Below are 19184 nucleotides of genomic sequence, written 5' to 3'. Positions count from 1 at the left end.
CGGGTGGGGCCCCGGGCGTGCCGGGCGCGGGCTCGGCGGGGGAGCGGGACGCGCTGCTTAGCGTGGCGCGATGTCCTTCATGCCGACCAGGCGGATTCCGCCGACCACGCACACCGTGTCCCGGCTGCCGGGCGGGACCGTGCGGTACGCGGCCGCGGTCGCCGCCGTACTGGCCGCCCTCGTCCCCGTCGACGCACAGGCCGCGGCGCCGCCCCCGCTCCCCGGTTCCCGGGCCGTCAAGGGGACCTACGACTGCGCCAACGACGCCTGGCCCTGGACCTGCCTCGCCCAGTGCGAGAGCGGGGGCCGCTGGCACGCGAACACCGGGAACGGCTTCTACGGCGGCCTGCAGTTCTGGCAGCCCACCTGGATCCGGTTCGGCGGGCTCGCCTACGCCCCCCGCGCCGATCTCGCCACCCGCGCCCAGCAGATCAAGGTCGCCGAGAAGGTCCTGGCCGAACAGGGCTGGGGTGCCTGGCCCGAGTGCTCCCGCTCGTACGGACTGCAGGGCCCCTTCCACGTGGTGAAGAGCGGCGAGACCCTCGCGTCGATCGCCCGCAAGTACCGGGTGGAGGGCGGCTGGAAGACGCTCTACAACGTCAACAAGAAGACGATTGGCAGCAGCCCGAACCGGCTGACCAAGGGCGTCAAGCTCGTCATCCCGAAGGCGACCGGCGCCTCCCGTTCCGGGGCCCCGGGCCTGTTCGGCCCGCCCCTGAACCCGGTGGGCCACCGCCTCGCCCCCTCGGCTCGGTGGCTTCTCCGCTGAACACGACCGCGCCCCGGCGCAGTTCGTGGACGTACACCGTCCGGCCCGCCGGCCCGCGCAGTGCCGGCGGCAGCCGCTGCTCGGCGATCACCACGCAGGCGTCCAGGCCGCCGAGCAGCGCGTACGTCCGGGCCGCGACCGCGGGCGACATGCCCTGGGCCGGTTCGTCGACGAGGACCACACGGGGGCGGGCCGACAGGGCCCGGGCGAGGGCCAGCACGCGCTGCTCGCCGCCGGACAGGGTGCCCGCGCGGCGCGGCAGCAGCGGTTCCAGCTGCGGGTAGGCCTCCAGCGCGGCGGGGAGGCGGGCGGCACCGAGCTCCAGGTTCTCCCGCACAGTCAGGGAACCGAACACGGCCCGGCGCTCCGGGACCAGACACAGCCCGCGCCGGGCCCGCTCGAACGCGGGGAGCCGGGTCACGTCGGCGCCGTCCCAGACGACGGCGCCCGCCGACAGCGGCACGGACCCGGCGAGGGCGCGCAGCGCGGTCGTACGGCCGGAGCCGTTGCGGCCCAGCAGGACGGTGAGCCCGGGGCCCGGGGCGGTCAGGCTCACGCCGTGCAGGGCCTCCAGCGGGCCGTAGCGCACGCGCGCGTCGCGCAGGGAGATGCTCATCGGCCGGTCCCCGTGTCCAGGACGCGCAGGACGCGGTCGGCGGGGCCCGAGGCGACGATCCGTCCGGCCGTCATGACATGGACGGTGTCGGCCAGTCCGGCCACCAGATCGAGGTCGTGCTCGACGACCAGCAGGGCCGTGCCGTCCGCGGCGAGCGCCCGCAGCACCCGGGCCAGCGCGGTCACCTCGCCGGTGTCGAGACCGGCCGCGGGTTCGTCCAGCAGCAGCACCCCCGGGTTCCCGGCGAGCGCCCGGGCCAGTTCCACGCGCCGCAGCGTCCCCGTCCCCAGCCCCTCCGCGGGCAGCGAGCGCACCGGCCCGTCGAGGCCGAGCAGCCGCAGCGCCCGCTCCACCGCCCCCGGTCCGCCGGCCCGGCCCTGCTCGGCGCCCACGCGCACGTTCTCCGCCACGGTCAGCGACGGGAAGACCGCCAGCTGCTGGAAGGTCCGCGCGATCCCGAGCCGCGTCCGCGCGTGCGCCGGCAGCCGGGTGATGTCCCGGCCGTCGAACAGCACCTGTCCGGCCGAGGGGCGCAGCGTCCCCGCGAGACAGTGGAAGAGGGTGCTCTTCCCGGCCCCGTTGGGCCCCACGATCGCGGTGATCCGCCCCGCCGGGACGTCCAGGGTGACCCCGTCGAGGGCGGTGAACCCCTCGTAGTCGACCCGGAGCCCCCGCGCGACCAGGCGCCCCGCGCCCGCACCACCGCGAGTACCGGCCCCGTCCTTCCCGTGCCGGCCCGCCCTGTCTCCGACACCTGGCGCCTTCTCTGCCCGGGCCCCGGCCCGGGCCCGCGGGGTCGGCCCGCCTCCGACGTCCGGCGTCTTCCTCGCACCGGCCCCGCCCGCGGCCCCCTCGTCCGCGCCGCTGTCCGCGCCGAGTCCCCGGCCGGCGGCGGCCGGCGGGGCGGGTTCCGGGCGGCCGCCCGGCGGGAGGGTCTCGGCCGGAACGGGTTCGTTCTCCCGTCCGGTGCCGGCCGGCGAGGCGGGTCGCGTGCGTGGTCCGGGGCCTCGGCGGGGGGCCGGCGGCGGGGTGGGGCTCGGGGGGGGGNNNCGGCGGGGTGGGGCTCGGGGGTGGGCCGGGGACCGCCGTCGGGGTGGGGGCCCGGTCCGTTCCTGTCGGTCGGACGGGGGCCGGGTGCGGTCGGGGTCCGGTTTCGGTGCGGAGCGCGGTCGTGGCCGTGGGCCCCGGCGCGGGTGAGCCGGGGCGGGTGGCGAGGGCGGGGCTCAGCCGGCGGCGCGTGGTGAGGCCCAGCGGGGTCAGGGTCGCCCGGCGTTCGGGGCGGAGCCGGGACAGTGCCTTGCGCAGGGCCTCGTAGGGTCCCTCGGGGAAGCGGCCGACGAGGACGGCGAGCAGCCCGACGACGACGGCCGCCACCCCGCCCCGGGCCCCAGCGTCGAGCCCGACCAGCAGAGCAGCGGCGACGAGCGCGCCGAGGACGCTGTCGGCGCCCAGCACGACGACCGCCGCGAACCACAGCAGACTGCGGACCGGGTCGAACTCGGCCGGGTCGAAGGCGCGCAGGCCCATGCCGAGCATGCCGCCGCCCAGCGCGGCCAGCGCGGCCCCCGCCACGAACGCGGTCAGCTTCAGGGCCGGGACCCGGACACCCGCGGCGGACGCCCCCGCCTCGTGGTCCCGCATGGCGGCCAGGGCCCGTCCCGTCCGGCCCCTGCGCAGCGTGTGCGCCGCGAGCACGGCGGCGGCCAGCAGCAGGAGTTCGAGCACGTAGTACGCGCGGTCGCCGCCGAATCCGGCCGGGCGGCCGAGGGACAGCCCGGTCACCGCGTACGGCTGCTCGAAGACGAACCGGCTGACGCCCACCCCCACCGCGAACGTCGCCACCGCGAGCGCCAGGCCGTGCCGTCCGATGGCCGGCCAGCCGGTCAGTACGCCGAGCGGGGCGACCAGCAGCACGGCCACCGCCAGCGCGGCCAGTTCCGGCAGCCTCGGAAGCCCCGGGAACCGGCCCGCGGCCAGCAGCGCCGTGAACAGGGCGCCCAGACCGGCGTACGCGGCCTGGCCCAGCGAGATCTGGCCGCCGCGGCCGGTGACCACGACCAGCGACAGCAGGACGACACCGAGGGCGGGCACCTGCACCGACGTGTGCAGGTCCGAGCCGGCGAACCCCAGCGGCAGCAGGAACAGCACGACGGCAACGGCCCAGGCCCCGGGCGGCGCCGTCACCCGGGCCGCCGCCGGGCGCGGGAGCGCGTCCCCGGTGCCGATGCCGGGCAGGACGAGCGCGGCGACGAGCAGCGCCACCACGAAGAGGTTGGCGCCGACCGCCAGGAGCAGCGGCTCCGCCCAGCCCGAGGGGTGCAGCCGGGTCAGCTGGCTCTGGGCGACACCGATGCCGAGCGCGACCAGCACGGCGACGGGCAGACTGCGCATCCGGGCCGCCACCGCGACCGCCATCACCTCGATGACGAGCAGCGGCAGACCGTAGGGGTCGAGCCGCACGTACGGCGCGAGGAGCACGCCCGTCAGGCCCGCCGTGAACGAGCCGAAGGCCCAGCCCGCCGCGGCCACCCGGTCGGCGTCGATCCCGCCGAGCACCGCCAGCGGGCGGTCGTCGACGACGGCACGCAGCTCCGTGCCGAAGCGGGTCCAGCGGGTCAGAGCGTCCACCCCGGCGGCCAGTGCGACCACCACCGCCAGCTGGCCCCAGGGATCCGCCGACACCAGGACCGGCGCGTCCGTCCGCGCCCCCGTGCCCCACACGAGCGCCGCGCCGCCCACCAGCAGCACGAAGACCCCGATGCTCGCGACCAGCGTCTGCGCCGGGTCGCCGCCGCGCAGGGACAGCGGCCGGAACACCAGGCGCTCCAGGGTCACCCCGATGGCCGGGGCCACCACCAGCAGGGTGACCGAGGCGCCGAGCGCGAGCGGCCAGCCCCACCCGACCGTGAACTGGCGCAGCAGATACGCGCACACCATCGCGATCGCCCCGTGCGCGAAGTTGAGCACGCCCGTGGCCCGGTAGGTGACGACCAGCCCGATCCCGGTGAGCGCGGCGGCGGAGCCGATCGAGAGCCCGGCGAGCGTGAGGTCGTAGGTCAGCGAGGACATCAGCGGGGCGATCGGTCGTCCGGGCCCGCCGCGGGACCGTCGCCGGCGTCGGGTTCGCAGATCGGGCAGGGCCCCAGGTCCCCGCCGGCGAGGACGCGGGAGTCGGCCGGCACGGCCTCCGGCTTCCCGGCGACCAGCGGGCAGTCCGCGCGGTGGTACAGGGTGCCGCCGGGCACCATGAGGCGGTCACCGCTCACGGCCACCGGTGCGGCCGCCGCGGGCCCCGGTTCCCCGTCCTCGGCGGCCACCAGCAGCCCGTACAGCTCCTCCACGCGGGCCGTGGCCGACGCGTCCCTGCCGTGGGCGAGGAGCACCGCCCCGGCGACGATCAGCGCGGCCCCGGGCACGGTGCAGGAGGCGAGGTAGGGGAGCTGGCGTTCCGCGAACCGCTCGCCCGAGACGCCGTACCAGCCGATGACGCACAGCACCGCCCCGGCGGCCAGGGCGGCCCAGCCGGCCCACAGGACGGGGTGCACGCTCCGCAGTCGAGCTGTCCGCATCCGGACTCCCAAACGTCGGGTATCTGTCCATGTCAGCCGATGGCTTGCACTATGCCCCCTGGAAGCTGACCCTGAAAGCACCGGGCGCTTGTGGCCCGGACCGACACCCGGTGGTGAGCCAGATGGTTCTCGGGAGCGACCTCAGGCGGGGGAACGTCAGCGGCGATCGCGGGCGGGGACACGTCAGGGCCCTGGCGGCGGGGGCGGTGCTCGTCCTCGCCGCGGCCCTCACGGCGTGCAGTGACAACGGCGGCGGCGGTTCCGCGTCGCCCACACCTTCGGCGGAACACACCACCAGTGTGCCGTCCGCCACGGCTCCGGCCGACCCGGCGGCGGCCCAGAAGGAGATCAAGCAGAACTGGGAGAAGTTCTTCGACCCCTCCGTCTCCACGCAGGAGAAGCAGGCCCTGCTCGAGAACGGCGACCAGCTGGCCCCGGTGCTCCAGGGCTTCAACGGCGACCAGCGCGGCCGGGAGGCGAAGGCCACCGTGGAGAAGATCGAGTTCACCTCGCCGACCCAGGCGGACGTGACCTACACGCTGACCGTGAAGGGCGCGACCGCCCTGCCGAACGCCTCCGGCACCGCCGTCCAGCAGAACGGCACCTGGAAGGTCTCCGTGAACACGCTCTGCGCCCTGGTCCAGCTGAGCGGCAACGCCTCGGCGAGCGCCGTCCCGGGCTGCTGAGCGGCGGTGCGGCGCACCGCTGCCGGCGCCGCCGTCGCGGGCCTGCTGCTCCTGCTCGGCACGGCCTGCGGCAGCCGGCTCCCCGAGAGCGACTTCGAGAACCCCGGCACGCCCACGCCCGGGGCGTCCGCCGCGCCGATCCGCGTCGGCGTCATCAGCAGCGCCACCAGTCCCGTCGGCGCCTCCGCCTTCACCGGACCGCGTGACGGCGCGAAGACCTTCTTCGACCGGCTCGACGCCCGGGGCGGCATCGACGGGCGGCGGGTCGAGGTGCGCACGTGCGACGACGGCGGCAGCGGCGTCGGCAACAGCGCCTGCGTGCACCGGCTGATCGACGAGGACAAGGTCGTCGCCCTCGTCGCCACGACCTCCCTCGACTACGCCGGCGCCCCCCAGGTGTCCCGGGCGGGCGTGCCCGACATCGGCGGCCAGCCCATCGGCGCCGCCTACGACACCTATCCGCACCTGTACGGGATCTACGGCAGCCTGGCCCCGCGCGAGGGCACCCCCGGCTGGAACGGCGAGCTGTACGGCGGCACCGAGGTCTACCGCTACTTCAAGCGCGTTCACGGAGCCCGCACCGCCGCCGTCGTCTCCTACAACCAGTCCGCCTCCGCCGCCTACGCCCGGCTCGTCACCCAGGGGCTCAGGGCCGAGGGCTACCGGGTCGTCGCCGAACAGGTCGACTTCGCGCTGCCCGACTTCCGCGCCGCCGCGGCCGACCTGAAGGCCCAGGGCGCCCAGCTCGTCTTCGACGCCCTCGACACCCACGGCAACGCCCAGCTCTGCCAGGCCATGGACGCCGTCGGCGCCCACGTGCTGGCCAAGGTGACCAACGTCCAGAACTGGACGTCCACCGTGCCCGAGGACTACAAGAGCGCGCCGCGCTGCCGCAACGCGCTGTGGGCCACGGGGTCGAGCCGCAACTACGAGGACGTCGGCGACCCTGCCGTCCGGGAGTTCCGCGACGCGACCGCGGGGCTGGCCACCCACTCCCAGTGGCAGCTGGAGGGCTGGGCGGCGGCACGGTGGTTCACCGACGCGGCGCAGTCCTGCGCCCCGCACATCACCCGGGCCTGCGTCGACGCCTTCATGAACCGGGGCAGGCCCTACACCGCGGGCGGGCTGCTGATCCCCGTCGTCTACGAGCGGCTGGCCGAGCCGCCGAAGACGCGCCGGACCTGTCTGTCGGTGGCCCGCTGGCGGGACGGCAGCGGCTGGGTCACCCAGGGCGACATGAACACGAACTGTTTCGACGTGCCGCAGATCCCCTACCGGCCCTGAGGACCTGCCGCAGACCCTCTATCGGCCGTGAGCACATGCCGCAGACCCCCTACCGGCCTTGAGCGCCTACCGCAGATCCCCCACCAGCCCTGAGAAAGCCCCGTACTCGCGGACAGTGGCTGTCCGCGAGCGCTGGCAGACTCGGCGGCATGTTGGAGACATCGGCACGGCTGCTGCGCCTGCTCTCACTGCTGCAGGCCCACCGCGAATGGTCGGGCGCGGACCTCGCGGGGCGCCTCGGCGTCACCGCGCGCACCGTCCGCCGTGACGTGGAGCGGCTGCGCGAGCTGGGGTATCCCGTCAACGCCACCCCGGGCACGGGCGGCGGCTACCAGCTCGGCGCGGGGGCCGAACTGCCGCCGCTGCTCCTGGACGACGACGAGGCCGTCGCGGTGGCCGTGGGGCTGCGCACGGCGGCCGGGCAGGGCATCGAGGGCATCGGCGAGTCCTCGGTGCGCGCGCTCGCGAAACTGGAGCAGGTGCTGCCGAACCGGCTGCGGCGCAGGGTCGGCGCGCTGAACGCCTTCACGGTGCCGATGCTGCGCGGCGCGGGGCCCTCCGCCGTCGACCCTGCCGTCCTCACCGAACTGGCCAACGCCTGCCGTGACAGCGAGCGGCTGCGCTTCGAGTACCGCGACCACACGGGGGCCGCCACCCGGCGGACCGTCGAGCCGTACCGGCTGGTGTGCACCGAGCGCCGCTGGTACCTGGTCGCCTGGGACGTGGAGCGCGAGGACTGGCGCACGTTCCGCGTGGACCGCGTGACGCCCCGGCCGCCGCACGGGCCGCGCTTCACCCCGCGTACGCCACCGGACGAGAACCTGGCCGAGTACGTCTCCCGGGGTGTGTCCACCGGCGCGTACGCCACGAACGCCGTCGTCCGGCTGCTGGTGCCGCTGGAGGAGGCCGCGGCGCGGATCTCCCCGTCCGCCGGGACCCTGGAGGCCTCGGGCGAGGACAGCTGTGTCCTGCGCACCGGGGCGGCGAGCCTCGACGTCATGGTCGTCCACGTGATGATGATGGGCTTCGAGTTCGAGGTCCTGGAGCCCGCCGGGCTCGGCGACGTGATCAGGGCCCACCGGGACCGGTTGTCCCGGGTGCTGGAGCGCTCGGAACAGGGGGCGCCGGGCGCCGCCGGGCCGGGTCCGGGGGAGTCGTCCGTCGGGGCCGGAGTGCCTTAGCCGACGTCCCCGGAGCCGCCGTCCGGCCGTGCGGGGGTTGTGTGGCCGAAGCGTGTATTTCCTATGCGCCGTCAGGTTCCGCGGCCCGCGGCGGAATCGGCGCGGGCCGGAATGGAAAAGCGCCGCGGGGCTGCCCGGCGGCGCTCCGCTCCGCGGATATCGCGCGCCTATTCGGAGTGCTCGCGCGACTGCTCCGAATTACGTTCGAAGGGGTGCGGAACGCGTAAGCGGCCGCTCGTACGGGTGATGGAGTTCGCCGAAACGCATGTCGTGATCCTGTGACAGAAGCGTGACCGACGGGGGACAGGTGACGCTTCGTCGCCGATCGGGCTTCCCCCCGCCGGGGCGTGCCGCCTAACGTGGCGGCCATGGCACCCTTTCCCTCCCCGAACGCAGAGCCGCAGGACAGTCCGGAGAGCTATGTCGGCCTGGAGGTGAGCGTCGCCCGGGAGCGGGCGCGCGAGCGCGGCTGGTCCACGGTCCGCTCGCTGCCGCCCGGCGCGATCGTCACCATGGAGTATCTGGTGGGGCGGCTGAACTTCGAGGTCACGGACGGTACGGTGACGCGCTCCTGGAAGGGCTGAACACCGGTCGTCCGCCCCGAGGACGTGCGAAGGCCCCCGGCTCGTCGAGCCGGGGGCCTTCGCGGTGCGGGGAGAGGCTGTGCGTACCGGCCCCGCGGTTCTCAGCCGCCGGTCAGCGGGCGGGCCGACGTGGCACCGGCCCCGGCGCGCGCCGGACGGTCCAGGTGCGCCGGCCGCTCCGGGTGCGGCGGGCGGCGGCTGCCCGCCGGGGTCACCGGGGTGCGCTCCGAGCGGGCGGTGTGCGGGCCCGGCGCCAGGTGGACGGGGGGCCGGGACGGCCGGACGGCGACGGGCTCCCGGGCCGGCAGCTCGCCGTCCGCGGCGGCCCGCGGGGACAGGACCGCGGCGGGGACCGGCACGGGAGCGGGCGCGGTGCGGCCGCGACGGGTGCGCCACAGGTCGCGCAGCGCGAAGATCCCGGCCTCGGAGCGGGCGATCAGCGGCTCGCACCAGGGCAGCGCCAGCAGGATCAGCAGGCCCGCGGCCCAGCCCAGCAGGACATCGCTCAGCCAGTGCGTCCCCAGGTACACGGTGGTGAGGCCGACGCCCAGCGAGGTCACGGCGGACAGCGCCGAGAGCCAGCGCCTGGCCCTCGGGGTCGACGCCAGATAGGCCAGGATTCCCCAGGTCACGACGGCGTTGGCGGTGTGGCCGGACGGAAATATATCCCCGCCCAGGCCCATCTCGTTCGAGCCGATGGTGATGGCGTAGTGCGGGCCGAGACGGCCCATGCCGAGCTTCGCGGCCCCCACGGTGAGGTTGAGGAGCAGCAGGGACGCGCCCAGGGTGAGCAGCGGGCGCAGCGTGTGCTGCCGCCAGGAGCGCCAGCCCAGCCACGCGGCGACCATCACCGCGGTGGGGCCGCGCTGGCCCAGCACCACGTAGTAGTCCAGGAACGCGTGGATCTCCGGCCACTGCTGGTAGGGCCGGAAGAACATGACCTGCCAGTCGAACCGGACCAGCCACGACGTGATCGCCACGGCCCACACGATCGCCAGATAGAAGGCCAGGGTCGCCGCGAAGAGGACGACCCTGTGCCGACTCATCTTCGGCACATCGATGTGGGCCGGTCGTTCCGGCTCACGGTCCAGCCGGGCGAAGACCCGGTCCAGACGGGTGAGGTTTCGTTCGGTACGCACTCAATCGACGTTACAGCGAGTGAGCTGCGTTCCAGGCCGATTCACTCGGTTTGTGATGACGATGTGATGTGGGATTCCTCTCAGGATCATGCTTATTTCTAATGAATCGCTAATCCCGGGACGACGGAGCCTTCAATTCCATTGATCTCCGAGGGGCTTCGAGTTTATGGCACTTTTATATTCGTTCACCGGGGGGTGGTGTGGAATTCTTCGCCCGCTCACCCGGCCCGCGCGGGGCGCCGGAGGGCCGCTCAGGGAGGTCCGGAGCCGTTCAGCCAGAAGGCCCCGTACACCGCCGAGGCCGCCGCGACACCCCCGAGGACCAGTGCTGACCTGGAGGGACGCAGCCGGGCCAGAGCGCGGGCGAGCGGGAACAGGAGCGGGAAGGCGGGCATCAGCAGCCGCGGCTTCGACCCGAAGTAGCTCGACGCGCACAGCGCGAGCGCGACGACGATCCCCGTGTAGACCAGGAGCGCCGGCGGCTGCCCCTGGCGCACACCCGTCACGTAGAGCCACAGGATCAGCACGACCCCGGCCGTCAGCGCCGCACCGGCCAGGGCGGACGGGAACGAGGTGAACTTCTCGGCCACGAAGCGACCGAAGGCGTAGCCGCCGTCGAAGCCGTTGCGCCAGCCCGCCTGGACGTCGAGGTAGCCGAACGGGCCCCGGCCTGTTCGATGCCCGACCCACAGCACGTAACCGGCGGCACCGAGCGGCGCGATGATCATGGCGAGGGCGCGTCGCCAGGCATATGCGCCGTACGTCCCGGCCGTGCTCCCGCCGTGCCGGCGCTCTCCCACGAACGACGTAATCGCCGCCACCCACAGGGCCGCGACCACGGCGATCCCCACCGGCCGCGTCAGCCCGGCGAACACGGCGAGCAGACCCGCGGTCAGCCAGCGGTCCCGCAGCACCGCGTACAGCGACCACGCGGCGAGCGCCGTGAACAGTGACTCGCTGTACGCCATCGACTGCACGACGCCGACGGGAAGGACCGCCCACACCAGCACCGCGCACACCCCCGCCCGGCGGCCGTGGACGAGATCGGCGACCGCGAAGATCCCCCAGGCGGCGGCGAGCGAGGCGAGGGCGGCCACCAGCAGACCGGCGTCCGCGTACGACAGCGGTGACACCGCGTGCCCGAACCGCTCCAGCCAGGGCAGCAGGGGGAAGAACGCGAGATTCGAGTGCACGTCCCCGTTCGGAAGGCGGACCTCGTAGCCGTAGCCGAGAGCGGCGACCCTGGTGTACCAGAGCGAGTCCCAGCGCTCCGACAGCAGCCGGTGCGCGCTCGTGCCCTCGGCCGCGCTCCAGACCGCGAGGACGGCGAGGCCCAGGGCGCGCACGGCCGCGTACCCCATCAGGGCGGGCGCGGCTCGGCGCAGGGCGCCCGCGGGGGGCGTCACGGCGGGACTCTCCGGATCGGTCACGGGCTCGATTATCGGCAGACGGCGGAACCGGCCGGTCGCGCGGGGCGTGTCGACATGCGGGCGGCGTGGCGTACGCCACATGCCTGGTCGGCGAACGTGAGAGGTCCGCCACGTGTACCGGCCGAGAACTCGCGTACGCTGGCCGCTCACTCGCCTTTGCTGCGTGGGCCCGGGATCCCCCTCCCAGGGCCGCAGCCCCAGGGAGTCCCCACCCTGCGGATCCGCAGAACGCGAGGGAATCTCTGGAGGTACGTACATGTCCGGGACGACCACGGCCGCGATGCGACGCCGTCGGGAGGCCGGAGCCGGTGCCAACCGCTGGGTCGTCCTCGTCGTTCTGTGCGTCAGCCTGCTGCTGGTCGCCCTCGACGCCACCGTGCTCCACGTCGCGGTGCCCGCGGTCACCGAGGACCTGAAGCCCGGCGCGATGGAACTGCTCTGGATCGTCGACGTCTACCCGCTCGTCTGCGCCTCGCTGCTCATCCTGTTCGGCACGCTCGGCGACCGGATCGGCCGTCGGCGCGTCCTCCTCCTCGGGTACACCCTCTTCGGCGTCGCCTCCGGCATCGCGGCCTTCTCCGGCAACGCCCAGCTCCTGATCGGCGCCCGCGCCCTGCTCGGCGTCGGCGGCGCGATGATCATGCCCGCCACGCTGTCGATCCTGCGCGAGGTTTTCCCCGACCGGCGCGAGCGGGCCCTCGCGATCGGTGTCTGGAGCGCCGTCGCGGCCGTCGGCGCGGCGGTCGGACCGCTGCTCGGCGGCTTCCTCCTCGAACACTTCTGGTGGGGATCGGTCTTCCTCGTCAACATCCCGCTGATGATCGTCGCCCTGCCGGTCGGACGGCTGCTGCTGCCCGAGTCCCACGGCGACCGCGACGGCCCCTGGGACGTGGTGGGCGCGCTCATGGCCGCCGCCGGCCTGTTCGGACTCGTCCTCGGGGTCAAGCGGCTCGGCGGCGGCGAGGCGCCGCTCAGCCCCCTCACCCTGGGCTCCCTGCTCGTCGGCGGCGTCCTGATGACGGCCTTCGTCCGGCGGCAGCGGCGGCGCGCGCACCCCCTGATCGACCTGCGCATGTTCGCTGGGCCCGCCTTCAGCACGTCGGTGGGCTGCATCGTCCTCGCCATGCTCGCCCTGGTGGGCCTCGAACTGATCGCCGCCCAGTACCTCCAGCTCGTGCTCGGCCTGTCGCCGCTCCAGACCGGGCTGCGGCTGCTGCCGCTCACCGTCGCCGCGATGGCCGCCGGTCTCGCGGGGGCGAAGCTGCTGCGCCGGTTCGGGCCGCGCACGATGGTCTCCTTCGGGTTCTGTCTCACCGCGGCCGCCGTGGTCACGCTCACCGCGATGGGCGGGCACGACAACGCGGCCCTGCTGCTCGCCGGCTTCGTGCTGCTCGGCTTCGGCCTGGAGACCACGCTCTTCGGGGCGTACGAGTCGATGTTGAGCGAGGCCCCGCAGGCGCAGTCGGGCGGTGCCGCGGCGATCGGCGAGACCTCGTACCAGCTGGGCGCGGGGATAGGCATAGCGCTGCTGGGCAGCGTGATGAACGCGGCGTACGCGCCCGGCCTGTCGTCCGTCCCCGGGGTCCCGGCGGCCGACTCGGCGGCGGCCGGGCACTCGCTCGGCGAGGCGTACCAGGTCGCCGACCGGCTCGGCGGCGCGTCCGGCGGCGCCCTGCGGCACGCCGCCCGGGACTCCTTCGTGCACGGACTGCACGTGACGCTGCTGGTCAGCGCCGGCCTGCTGCTGGTGGGCGCCCTGATGGCACTGCGGCTGCCCCGGATCATGGAGTGCGGGACCCCCGCGGCATCCCCCGCCACCGACCCCACGGCCACGACGACCCGCACGACCACGCCATCGGTTGCTCCGGCCGCTCCCGCGACGGGTGTGACCGGTTCCGCCGCCCCGGCGACCCGCGTGGCCGACCCGAGCGCTCCAGCGACGGGTGCGACGGGCTTTTCCGCCGTGACGACCCGCACCGCCCGCCAGGCCGCTCCCGCCACGGGCGCGACCGGTCTCGCCGCCGCCGCGGCCCGCGCGGCGGATTTCACCGCTCCCGGCACGGGTGCCGTCGGCGCCCGGGTCCCGGCGCCGGTCGCCCCGGTGGACGTCACCGGGGTCCCGGTCCCGGCGGGGGAGCCCTCCGGCATCCCGGCTCCCCGGGAGATGCCCGGGACCGCCGAGGCCCGCGTCTCCGCCTAGGGCGTCTCCGCCTAGGGCGTGTCGCGGCCCGGAGCCCGGGCGGCGTGCGGAAGTGCCCTGGACTTGCGGGACACTGCGTCGTAACGTCGGGCCGAGATCCGTGACTAGCAGTGCTAGTTATCACCCCTTCCGGAGGCTGTCGTATGTCCGCGTCCTCGAAGCTGCCGTCCTTCGACCCCGCCGACCCGCTCGGGATCGACGACCTGCTGGACGCGGAGGACCTCGCCGTCCGCGACACCGTGCGCACCTGGGCCGCCGACCGCGTCCTGCCGTACGTCGCCGACTGGTACGAGAAGGGCGAACTGCCCGTCATCCGGGAACTGGCCCGGGAGCTCGGCGGAATCGGCGCCCTCGGCATGTCGCTCCAGGGGTACGGCTGCGCCGGGGCCAGCTCCGTGCAGTACGGCCTGGCCTGCCTGGAGCTCGAAGCGGCCGACTCCGGCATCCGCTCGCTCGTCTCGGTGCAGGGCTCGCTGGCCATGTACGCCATCCACCGGTTCGGCAGCGAGGAGCAGAAGCAGACCTGGCTGCCGGGCATGGCCGCCGGTGAGATCATCGGCTGCTTCGGACTGACCGAGCCCGACCACGGCTCCGACCCCGCCTCGATGCGCACGCACGCCAAGCGCGACGGCGGCGACTGGGTCCTGAACGGCCGCAAGATGTGGATCACCAACGGCTCCGTCGCCGGTGTCGCCGTCGTCTGGGCGGGGACCGACGACGGCATCCGCGGCTTCGTCGTGCCCACCGACGTGCCCGGGTTCTCCGCCCCCGAGATCAAGCACAAGTGGTCCCTGCGCGCGAGCGTGACCAGCGAGCTCGTCCTCGACGACGTGCGGCTGCCGGCCGACGCCGTCCTGCCCGACGTCGTCGGCCTCAAGGGCCCGCTCGGCTGTCTCTCCCACGCGCGCTACGGGATCGTGTGGGGCGCCATGGGCGCGGCACGGTCCAGTTTCGAGTCCGCCCTCGCCTACGCGAGGACGCGTGAACAGTTCGGGCGCCCCATCGGCGGCTTCCAGCTCACCCAGGCCAAACTCGCCGACATGGCCGTCGAACTGCACAAGGGGATCCTGCTCGCCCACCACCTGGGCCGCCGCATGGACGCGGGACGCCTGCGTCCCGAGCAGATCAGCTTCGGCAAGCTCAACAACGTACGCGAGGCCATCGAGATCTGCCGTACCTCGCGCACGATCCTCGGTGCCAACGGGATCTCACTGGAGTACCCCGTGATGCGGCACGCCACGAACCTGGAGTCGGTGCTCACTTACGAGGGCACCGTCGAGATGCACCAGCTCGTGCTGGGCAAGGCGCTCACCGGGCTCGACGCCTTCCGGTGAAGCGCCCGTGAGGGAGACCCGGCGGGGCAGGGCCGGTGAGCGGCCCTGCCTCAGCTCTGGTTGAAGAACCCGTCCGTCTGACGGCCCGCGGCCTCGCCGCTGACGATCTCCGTGTGCGCCGGGGTCAGCAGGAAGACCCGGGTCGCCACCCGCTCGATGGTGCCGCGCAGGCCGAAGGTCAGGCCGGCCGCGAAGTCCACCACGCGCTTGGCGTCGGCGGCCTCCATGGACGTGAGGTTGATGATGACCGGGACGCCGTCCCGGAAGAGTTCGCCGATACCGCGTGCGTCCCGGAAGCTGTCCGGGGTGACCGTGCCGATCCGGCGGCCCTTCTCCTCCGCCGTCTCGGAAGCAACCTTCACGCGAGGGTCGGTGACCCAGGCGTCGCCGGAGTCCTGACCCTCGGCGTAGTCGTCGTCGTAGTAACGCTCGTCATCGTTGTCGTCGACGAGGCCAAGCCAGGCACTCGCCTTGCGCACCGATCCCATGGACGCCTCCTCTCACAGCGGTCTTTCGTGCTTCCGCGTCCCCATGGTCGTCCATGATGCGGATGTCGCGCCAAGTGGATAGACGCCGCGTGGGGGTTTCGTGACGGTACTGGTGCACAGCGGATCCGTCGAGAGCCCGCGCCCCCCAAGGGTCGTACGGGGTAAGGCTGCTGACTGAGAGTGAAATATGATTTCTCGCGGCGACCGGGTGACGGCCGGGGCGTACGGGTGAACGGAAGGGGTCGATACGATCCGGACCTCAACGTCTTACGGGTCACGGGGGAGTGTCGTGTTCGGAATCGTGAGGCCCTGCAGCCACCGTCTCGGTGAGGGGCTCAAGACGCAGTGGATGGCGCATCTGTGCGGTCTCTGCCTCGCGCTGCGCGGGGACCATGGCCAGTTCGCGCGGGTTGTCACCAACTACGACGGCCTGCTGATATCGGTTCTGACGGAGGCTCAGGCCGAGAAGGCGACGGGGTGGCGGCGCACCGCCGGACCCTGTCCGCTGCGCGGCATGCGCACCGCCTCCGTGGCCCAGGGCGAGGGCGCGCGCCTCGCCGCCGCCGTCTCGCTGGTCCTCGCCTCGGCCAAGGTCCGCGACCATGTCGCCGACGGGGACGGTCTCCTGGCCCGCAAGCCGGTCGCGCTCGCCGCGCGCAGGGTGGCCGTGAGCTGGGGGAAGGCGGGGGCCCGTACGGGATCCGCGGTCGGCTTCGACACGGCCGTGCTCGTCGACGCGGTGGACCGCCAGGTCGGGATCGAGGCGCTGGCCGGCCCGGGGACCTCGTTGCTGACGGTGACGGAACCCACCGAGACCGCCACCGCCGCCGCCTTCGCGCACACCGCCGTCCTCGCCGGCCGTCCCGGCAACGCGGCCCCGCTGGCCGAGGCCGGACGTCTCTTCGGACGGCTCGCACATCTGCTGGACGCCGTGGAGGACCGGGAAGCCGACGCCGCGGCGGGAGCCTGGAACCCCCTCACGGCCACCGGGACCCCGCTCACCGAGGCCCGGCGGCTCGCCGACGACGCGGTGCACGGCATACGGCTCGCCCTGCGGGAGGCCGAGTTCACCGACGGCAGACTGGCGCACGTCCTGCTCGTCCACGAACTGGGCCGCTCGGTGGACCGCGCGTTCGGGACGTCGGGATGCGGGCACCCGGCGGACGGAGCGCACGGGACACACGGATCGCACGGCTCCCTCGACGCCCCCGGCTCCGGCGGTCTCCTCGGCCTGCCGGGCTCCGCCGTCCTGCTCGGACCCGAGGGCTCCTTCGGGCCGCCGCCCCAGCAGGGCGGGAACCCGTACACCGGCGGCGGGAATCCATACGGCGACGGCGGCAACCCCTTCGGCGGCGGGCCGTCCTTTACGCCCCCCACCCCCGGCAAGCGCGGCTTCTGGGCCGGCTGCGCCGCCGCCATCGGCCTGTGCTGCACCTGCAAGATGTGCTGCGCCGACGAGTACGAGGGTCCGTGGTCGCGCAAGAAGCGCGAAGGATGCCTGAGCGACTGCGACTGTGACTGCAGTTGCTGCGAGGCCTGCCAGTGCTGCGAATGCTGTGAGTGCTGCTCGTGCTGCGACTGCGGTTTGTGAGGACACGTCAGGGCGGCTCGGCGCGGGACGACGCGCCGCGCTGAGGCGGTGTGCCTCGCCGGGCCGAGCCGTGGTGACGCGTGGGTGTCCAGCCGGCCGCAGTGGCGCGTGTGGGTGCATCGCCGAGTCGCAGTGGCGCGTGGGTGCCGGGCCGGGCTCGTGGTGACGTGTGCGTTCCGTGCCGAAGTGGCGGGCACCACGCGGTGTTCGCAGCCCGGCCGCGCCGGGCCCGTGTGCCAGGGTTGATCACATGACGACGGACGCATCCGAGGACTGGAAGCACTGGCAGGAGCACCGCCTGGCGGCGGTGTCCGCGCCGTACGGCCCGCTCGCCCTCACCGGGACCCACTGGCTCGAGGACTATCCGGAAGGGCGACTTCCGGACATCCCCGGGCAATGGGCCGTCAAGGGCGACGGGGTGGCCCTGACGGCGGTGGCCGAGGAGGGGCTCACGGTCGACGGCGAGCCGTTCACCGGCGACGTCGTGCTGGACGCCGACTACGGAGGGGCCGACGGTGCCCGGGTCGGGCGCGGGGACCGCCGGTTCGTCGTCCTGGTGCGCGAGGGGATCTGGGGCGTCCGCCGCTACGACCCCGAGGCGCCCGCCCGGCAGTCCTTCGCGGGCATCGAGGCGACCCCCCACGACGAGCGCTGGTCGGTGCCCGGACGGTTCACCCCGTACGGCGAGAGCCGGACCGTGCGGGTCGAGAACGCCGACGGGGTGACCCGGGGGCTCCCCCTCGGCGGAGTCCTCGCCTTCACCCTGGACGGACAGGACCTCACCCTCCAGGTGTCGGTCGAGAGCGACGGCTCGCTGTGGGCCGTGTTCGCCGACACCACCAGCGGGGACGGCAGTTACCGCTTCCGGTTCCTGCGTCCGCCGGCGCCCGACGCCGAGGGCCGAACGACGGTCGACTTCAACCGGACCGTGCTGCCGCCGTGCGCGTTCGCCGATCATTTCGTCTGCCCGTTCCCGCCCCCAGGGAATGTTCTCCGTGTGGCCGTCGCCGCGGGGGAACGCCGGTTGCGCTGAGGCTCCGGGGACGCCCGGGGACACGGGGGGAACCTGACACCTCCAGTGGTCCGATGATCAACCTCCCCCATATGAGGGCAAGTTGAAGGCTGCACGGCCGAAAGGCGCCCTTGCGCCTGTCGGCCGCGCCGCCGAATACTCCCCCTCAGCGCTTGTCAGGGGCATGCCTTGTTCGGAATCCGGACAGGTGGCCCCCGGCTGCGCCTCACGGGCCCCGACCCCACGACATGGGGCCCCTTACTTCCCTTCGGAGGAATGAAACGTGAGGATCAAGCGCACAACCCCCCGTGGTGGCATAGCGAGACGGAGCCGGCTGATCGCCGTGTCCACCGGGCTCGTCGCCGCCGCAGCGTTCGCGGTCCCCAGCGCGAACGCGTCCGACGCCCAGACGTTCAGTGCGACCCAGCTGAGCAGCGTCAAGCAGTCGGTGCTCAAGTCCGATGTCGCGGGCACCGCCTGGGCGGTCGACGCCAAGACCAACCGGGTGGTCGTCACCGTCGACAGCACGGTCTCGAAGGCGGAGATCGCGAAGATCAGGCGCGACGCGGGCGGCAACTCGGCCGCCATCACCATCAAGCACACCCCGGGCACCTTCAAGAAGCTGATCAGCGGCGGCGACGCCATCTACGGCGGCGGCTACCGCTGCTCGCTCGGCTTCAACGTGCACAGCGGGAGCACGTACTACTTCCTGACCGCCGGCCACTGCGGTGAGGTCGCCTCCACCTGGTACTCCAACTCGGGCCAGTCCACGAAGCTGGGCACGAACGTCAGTTACAGCTTCCCGACCAACGACTTCGCGCTGGTCAAGTACACCAACACCTCGGTCGCGCACCCGAGCGCGGTCGGCAGCCAGACGATCAGCAGCGCGGCCACGCCCAGCGTGGGTACCACGGTCTACCGGCGCGGCTCGACCACCGGCACGCACAGCGGCCGGGTCACCGCCCTGAACGCCACCGTCAACTACGGCAGCGGCGACGTCGTCTACGGCATGATCCAGACCACGGTCTGCGCCGAGGGCGGAGACAGCGGCGGTCCCCTGTACGGCGGCAGCGTGGCCTACGGCCTGACCTCCGGCGGCAGCGGAAACTGCACCTCCGGCGGTACGACCTTCTTCCAGCCGGTCACCGAGGCGCTCAGCTACTACGGCGTGAGCGTCGGCTGACGTCCGGTCGCGCGACGGACCGGCCCCGGGCCGCAGGAGCGGCCCTCGGCGCCGGCACCCCCCACGGGTTTCCGCGCGACCGGACCTCGACGAACGGCCCAGTGGGCGAGCCCCCGCA

General features: G+C 73.7%; 15 protein-coding genes and 1 pseudogene. 10 read left to right on the top strand and 6 right to left on the bottom strand.

Going from position 1 to position 19184, the window contains the following annotated elements; genetic code table 11:
- Positions 1 to 70 precede the first annotated feature (70 nt).
- Positions 71 to 769 (top strand): transglycosylase family protein, encoded by a 699-nt coding sequence (locus IO36_RS42150; RefSeq protein WP_107065937.1) that lies wholly within the window; start codon positions 71 to 73, stop codon positions 767 to 769.
- On the opposite strand, the gene IO36_RS42145 is transcribed toward IO36_RS42150, so the two are convergent.
- From IO36_RS42145 to IO36_RS42135, 3 genes and pseudogenes are all read right to left on the bottom strand, one after another.
- The gene (locus IO36_RS42145; RefSeq protein ID WP_037628591.1) at positions 657 to 1385 is read right to left on the bottom strand and encodes an ATP-binding cassette domain-containing protein; all 729 of its coding nucleotides are present in this window, start codon (positions 1383 to 1385) and stop codon (positions 657 to 659) included. The genes IO36_RS42150 and IO36_RS42145 overlap by 113 nt on opposite strands.
- Positions 1382 to 4454: pseudogene (locus IO36_RS48810) on the bottom strand (ABC transporter permease subunit). Before IO36_RS48810 ends, IO36_RS42145 begins: the two are co-directional and overlap by 4 nt.
- On the bottom strand, positions 4454 to 4954 hold the full coding sequence (locus tag IO36_RS42135) for a hypothetical protein (protein ID WP_051901339.1): 501 nt from the start codon (positions 4952 to 4954) through the stop codon (positions 4454 to 4456). The pseudogene IO36_RS48810 and the gene IO36_RS42135 overlap by 1 nt, the downstream one beginning before the upstream one ends.
- A gap of 122 nt (positions 4955 to 5076) precedes the next feature.
- On the opposite strand from IO36_RS42135, the gene IO36_RS42130 reads away from it, so the two are divergent.
- The 4 genes from IO36_RS42130 to IO36_RS42115 all read left to right on the top strand — a co-directional run bounded on the left by IO36_RS42130 (position 5077) and on the right by IO36_RS42115 (position 8689).
- On the top strand, positions 5077 to 5640 hold the full coding sequence (locus tag IO36_RS42130; RefSeq protein ID WP_037628686.1) for an MTB12 C-terminal domain-containing protein: 564 nt from the start codon (positions 5077 to 5079) through the stop codon (positions 5638 to 5640).
- Positions 5641 to 5646: 6 nt separating this feature from the next.
- Positions 5647 to 6924, top strand: a complete 1278-nt coding sequence (locus IO36_RS42125; RefSeq protein WP_037628589.1) for an ABC transporter substrate-binding protein — start codon at positions 5647 to 5649, stop codon at positions 6922 to 6924.
- A 149-nt stretch (positions 6925 to 7073) separates the two neighbouring features.
- The gene (locus tag IO36_RS42120; protein WP_037628587.1) at positions 7074 to 8105 is read left to right on the top strand and encodes a helix-turn-helix transcriptional regulator; all 1032 of its coding nucleotides are present in this window, start codon (positions 7074 to 7076) and stop codon (positions 8103 to 8105) included.
- A 368-nt stretch (positions 8106 to 8473) separates the two neighbouring features.
- Positions 8474 to 8689, top strand: a complete 216-nt coding sequence (locus IO36_RS42115; protein ID WP_037628585.1) for an I78 family peptidase inhibitor — start codon at positions 8474 to 8476, stop codon at positions 8687 to 8689.
- 101 nt (positions 8690 to 8790) lie between these two features.
- On the opposite strand, the gene IO36_RS42110 is transcribed toward IO36_RS42115, so the two are convergent.
- Both IO36_RS42110 and IO36_RS42105 read right to left on the bottom strand, forming a co-directional pair.
- Entirely contained in the window at positions 8791 to 9828 is a 1038-nt protein-coding gene (locus tag IO36_RS42110) for a phosphatase PAP2 family protein (RefSeq protein WP_037628583.1), read from the bottom strand.
- A 251-nt stretch (positions 9829 to 10079) separates the two neighbouring features.
- Complete coding sequence (locus tag IO36_RS42105; RefSeq protein ID WP_037628582.1) at positions 10080 to 11258, bottom strand: glycosyltransferase family 39 protein; 1179 nt, start codon at positions 11256 to 11258, stop codon at positions 10080 to 10082.
- Between the two features lie 256 nt (positions 11259 to 11514).
- Here IO36_RS42105 and IO36_RS42100 point away from each other — a divergent pair, with 256 nt between their 5' ends.
- Together IO36_RS42100 and IO36_RS42095 are read left to right on the top strand one after the other, a co-directional pair.
- The gene (locus tag IO36_RS42100; protein ID WP_078943791.1) at positions 11515 to 13458 is read left to right on the top strand and encodes an MFS transporter; all 1944 of its coding nucleotides are present in this window, start codon (positions 11515 to 11517) and stop codon (positions 13456 to 13458) included.
- Positions 13459 to 13601: 143 nt separating this feature from the next.
- Positions 13602 to 14792 (top strand): acyl-CoA dehydrogenase family protein, encoded by a 1191-nt coding sequence (locus IO36_RS42095; protein ID WP_037628580.1) that lies wholly within the window; start codon positions 13602 to 13604, stop codon positions 14790 to 14792.
- A 50-nt stretch (positions 14793 to 14842) separates the two neighbouring features.
- Here the strand turns inward: IO36_RS42095 and IO36_RS42090 are convergent, their stop codons facing one another.
- Positions 14843 to 15280 (bottom strand): cell division protein SepF, encoded by a 438-nt coding sequence (locus IO36_RS42090; RefSeq protein ID WP_037628578.1) that lies wholly within the window; start codon positions 15278 to 15280, stop codon positions 14843 to 14845.
- Positions 15281 to 15569: 289 nt separating this feature from the next.
- Between IO36_RS42090 and IO36_RS42085 the strand changes: the two genes are divergently transcribed.
- The 3 genes from IO36_RS42085 to IO36_RS42075 all read left to right on the top strand — a co-directional run bounded on the left by IO36_RS42085 (position 15570) and on the right by IO36_RS42075 (position 19066).
- A complete protein-coding gene (locus IO36_RS42085) occupies positions 15570 to 16871 on the top strand; it encodes a DUF5685 family protein (protein WP_078943790.1) in 1302 nt (433 codons plus the stop codon).
- A gap of 250 nt (positions 16872 to 17121) precedes the next feature.
- Entirely contained in the window at positions 17122 to 17904 is a 783-nt protein-coding gene (locus IO36_RS42080) for a DUF1684 domain-containing protein (protein ID WP_037628574.1), read from the top strand.
- A gap of 262 nt (positions 17905 to 18166) precedes the next feature.
- Positions 18167 to 19066, top strand: coding sequence for a S1 family peptidase (locus IO36_RS42075; RefSeq protein WP_037628572.1), 900 nt, complete (start codon positions 18167 to 18169; stop codon positions 19064 to 19066).
- Positions 19067 to 19184 lie beyond the last annotated feature (118 nt).

The organism is Streptomyces aureus, assembly GCF_000725495.1.
Classification (GTDB): Bacteria; Actinomycetota; Actinomycetes; order Streptomycetales; family Streptomycetaceae; genus Streptomyces; species Streptomyces aureus_B.
Note: the sequence above shows the minus strand (reverse complement) of the source record. Positions and strands in the feature narration are given on the sequence as shown.

What these genes read in the sequence shown, in the direction of transcription:
- IO36_RS42150 (WP_107065937.1), top strand. Translation starts at nt 71, where the DNA reads ATGTCCTTCATGCCGACCAGGCGGATTCCGCCGACCACGCACACCGTG.
- IO36_RS42145 (WP_037628591.1), bottom strand. Translation starts at nt 1,385, where the DNA reads ATGAGCATCTCCCTGCGCGACGCGCGCGTGCGCTACGGCCCGCTGGAG.
- IO36_RS42135 (WP_051901339.1), bottom strand. Translation starts at nt 4,954, where the DNA reads ATGCGGACAGCTCGACTGCGGAGCGTGCACCCCGTCCTGTGGGCCGGC.
- IO36_RS42130 (WP_037628686.1), top strand. Translation starts at nt 5,077, where the DNA reads ATGGTTCTCGGGAGCGACCTCAGGCGGGGGAACGTCAGCGGCGATCGC.
- IO36_RS42120 (WP_037628587.1), top strand. Translation starts at nt 7,074, where the DNA reads ATGTTGGAGACATCGGCACGGCTGCTGCGCCTGCTCTCACTGCTGCAG.
- IO36_RS42115 (WP_037628585.1), top strand. Translation starts at nt 8,474, where the DNA reads ATGGCACCCTTTCCCTCCCCGAACGCAGAGCCGCAGGACAGTCCGGAG.
- IO36_RS42100 (WP_078943791.1), top strand. Translation starts at nt 11,515, where the DNA reads ATGTCCGGGACGACCACGGCCGCGATGCGACGCCGTCGGGAGGCCGGA.
- IO36_RS42095 (WP_037628580.1), top strand. Translation starts at nt 13,602, where the DNA reads ATGTCCGCGTCCTCGAAGCTGCCGTCCTTCGACCCCGCCGACCCGCTC.
- IO36_RS42090 (WP_037628578.1), bottom strand. Translation starts at nt 15,280, where the DNA reads ATGGGATCGGTGCGCAAGGCGAGTGCCTGGCTTGGCCTCGTCGACGAC.
- IO36_RS42080 (WP_037628574.1), top strand. Translation starts at nt 17,122, where the DNA reads ATGACGACGGACGCATCCGAGGACTGGAAGCACTGGCAGGAGCACCGC.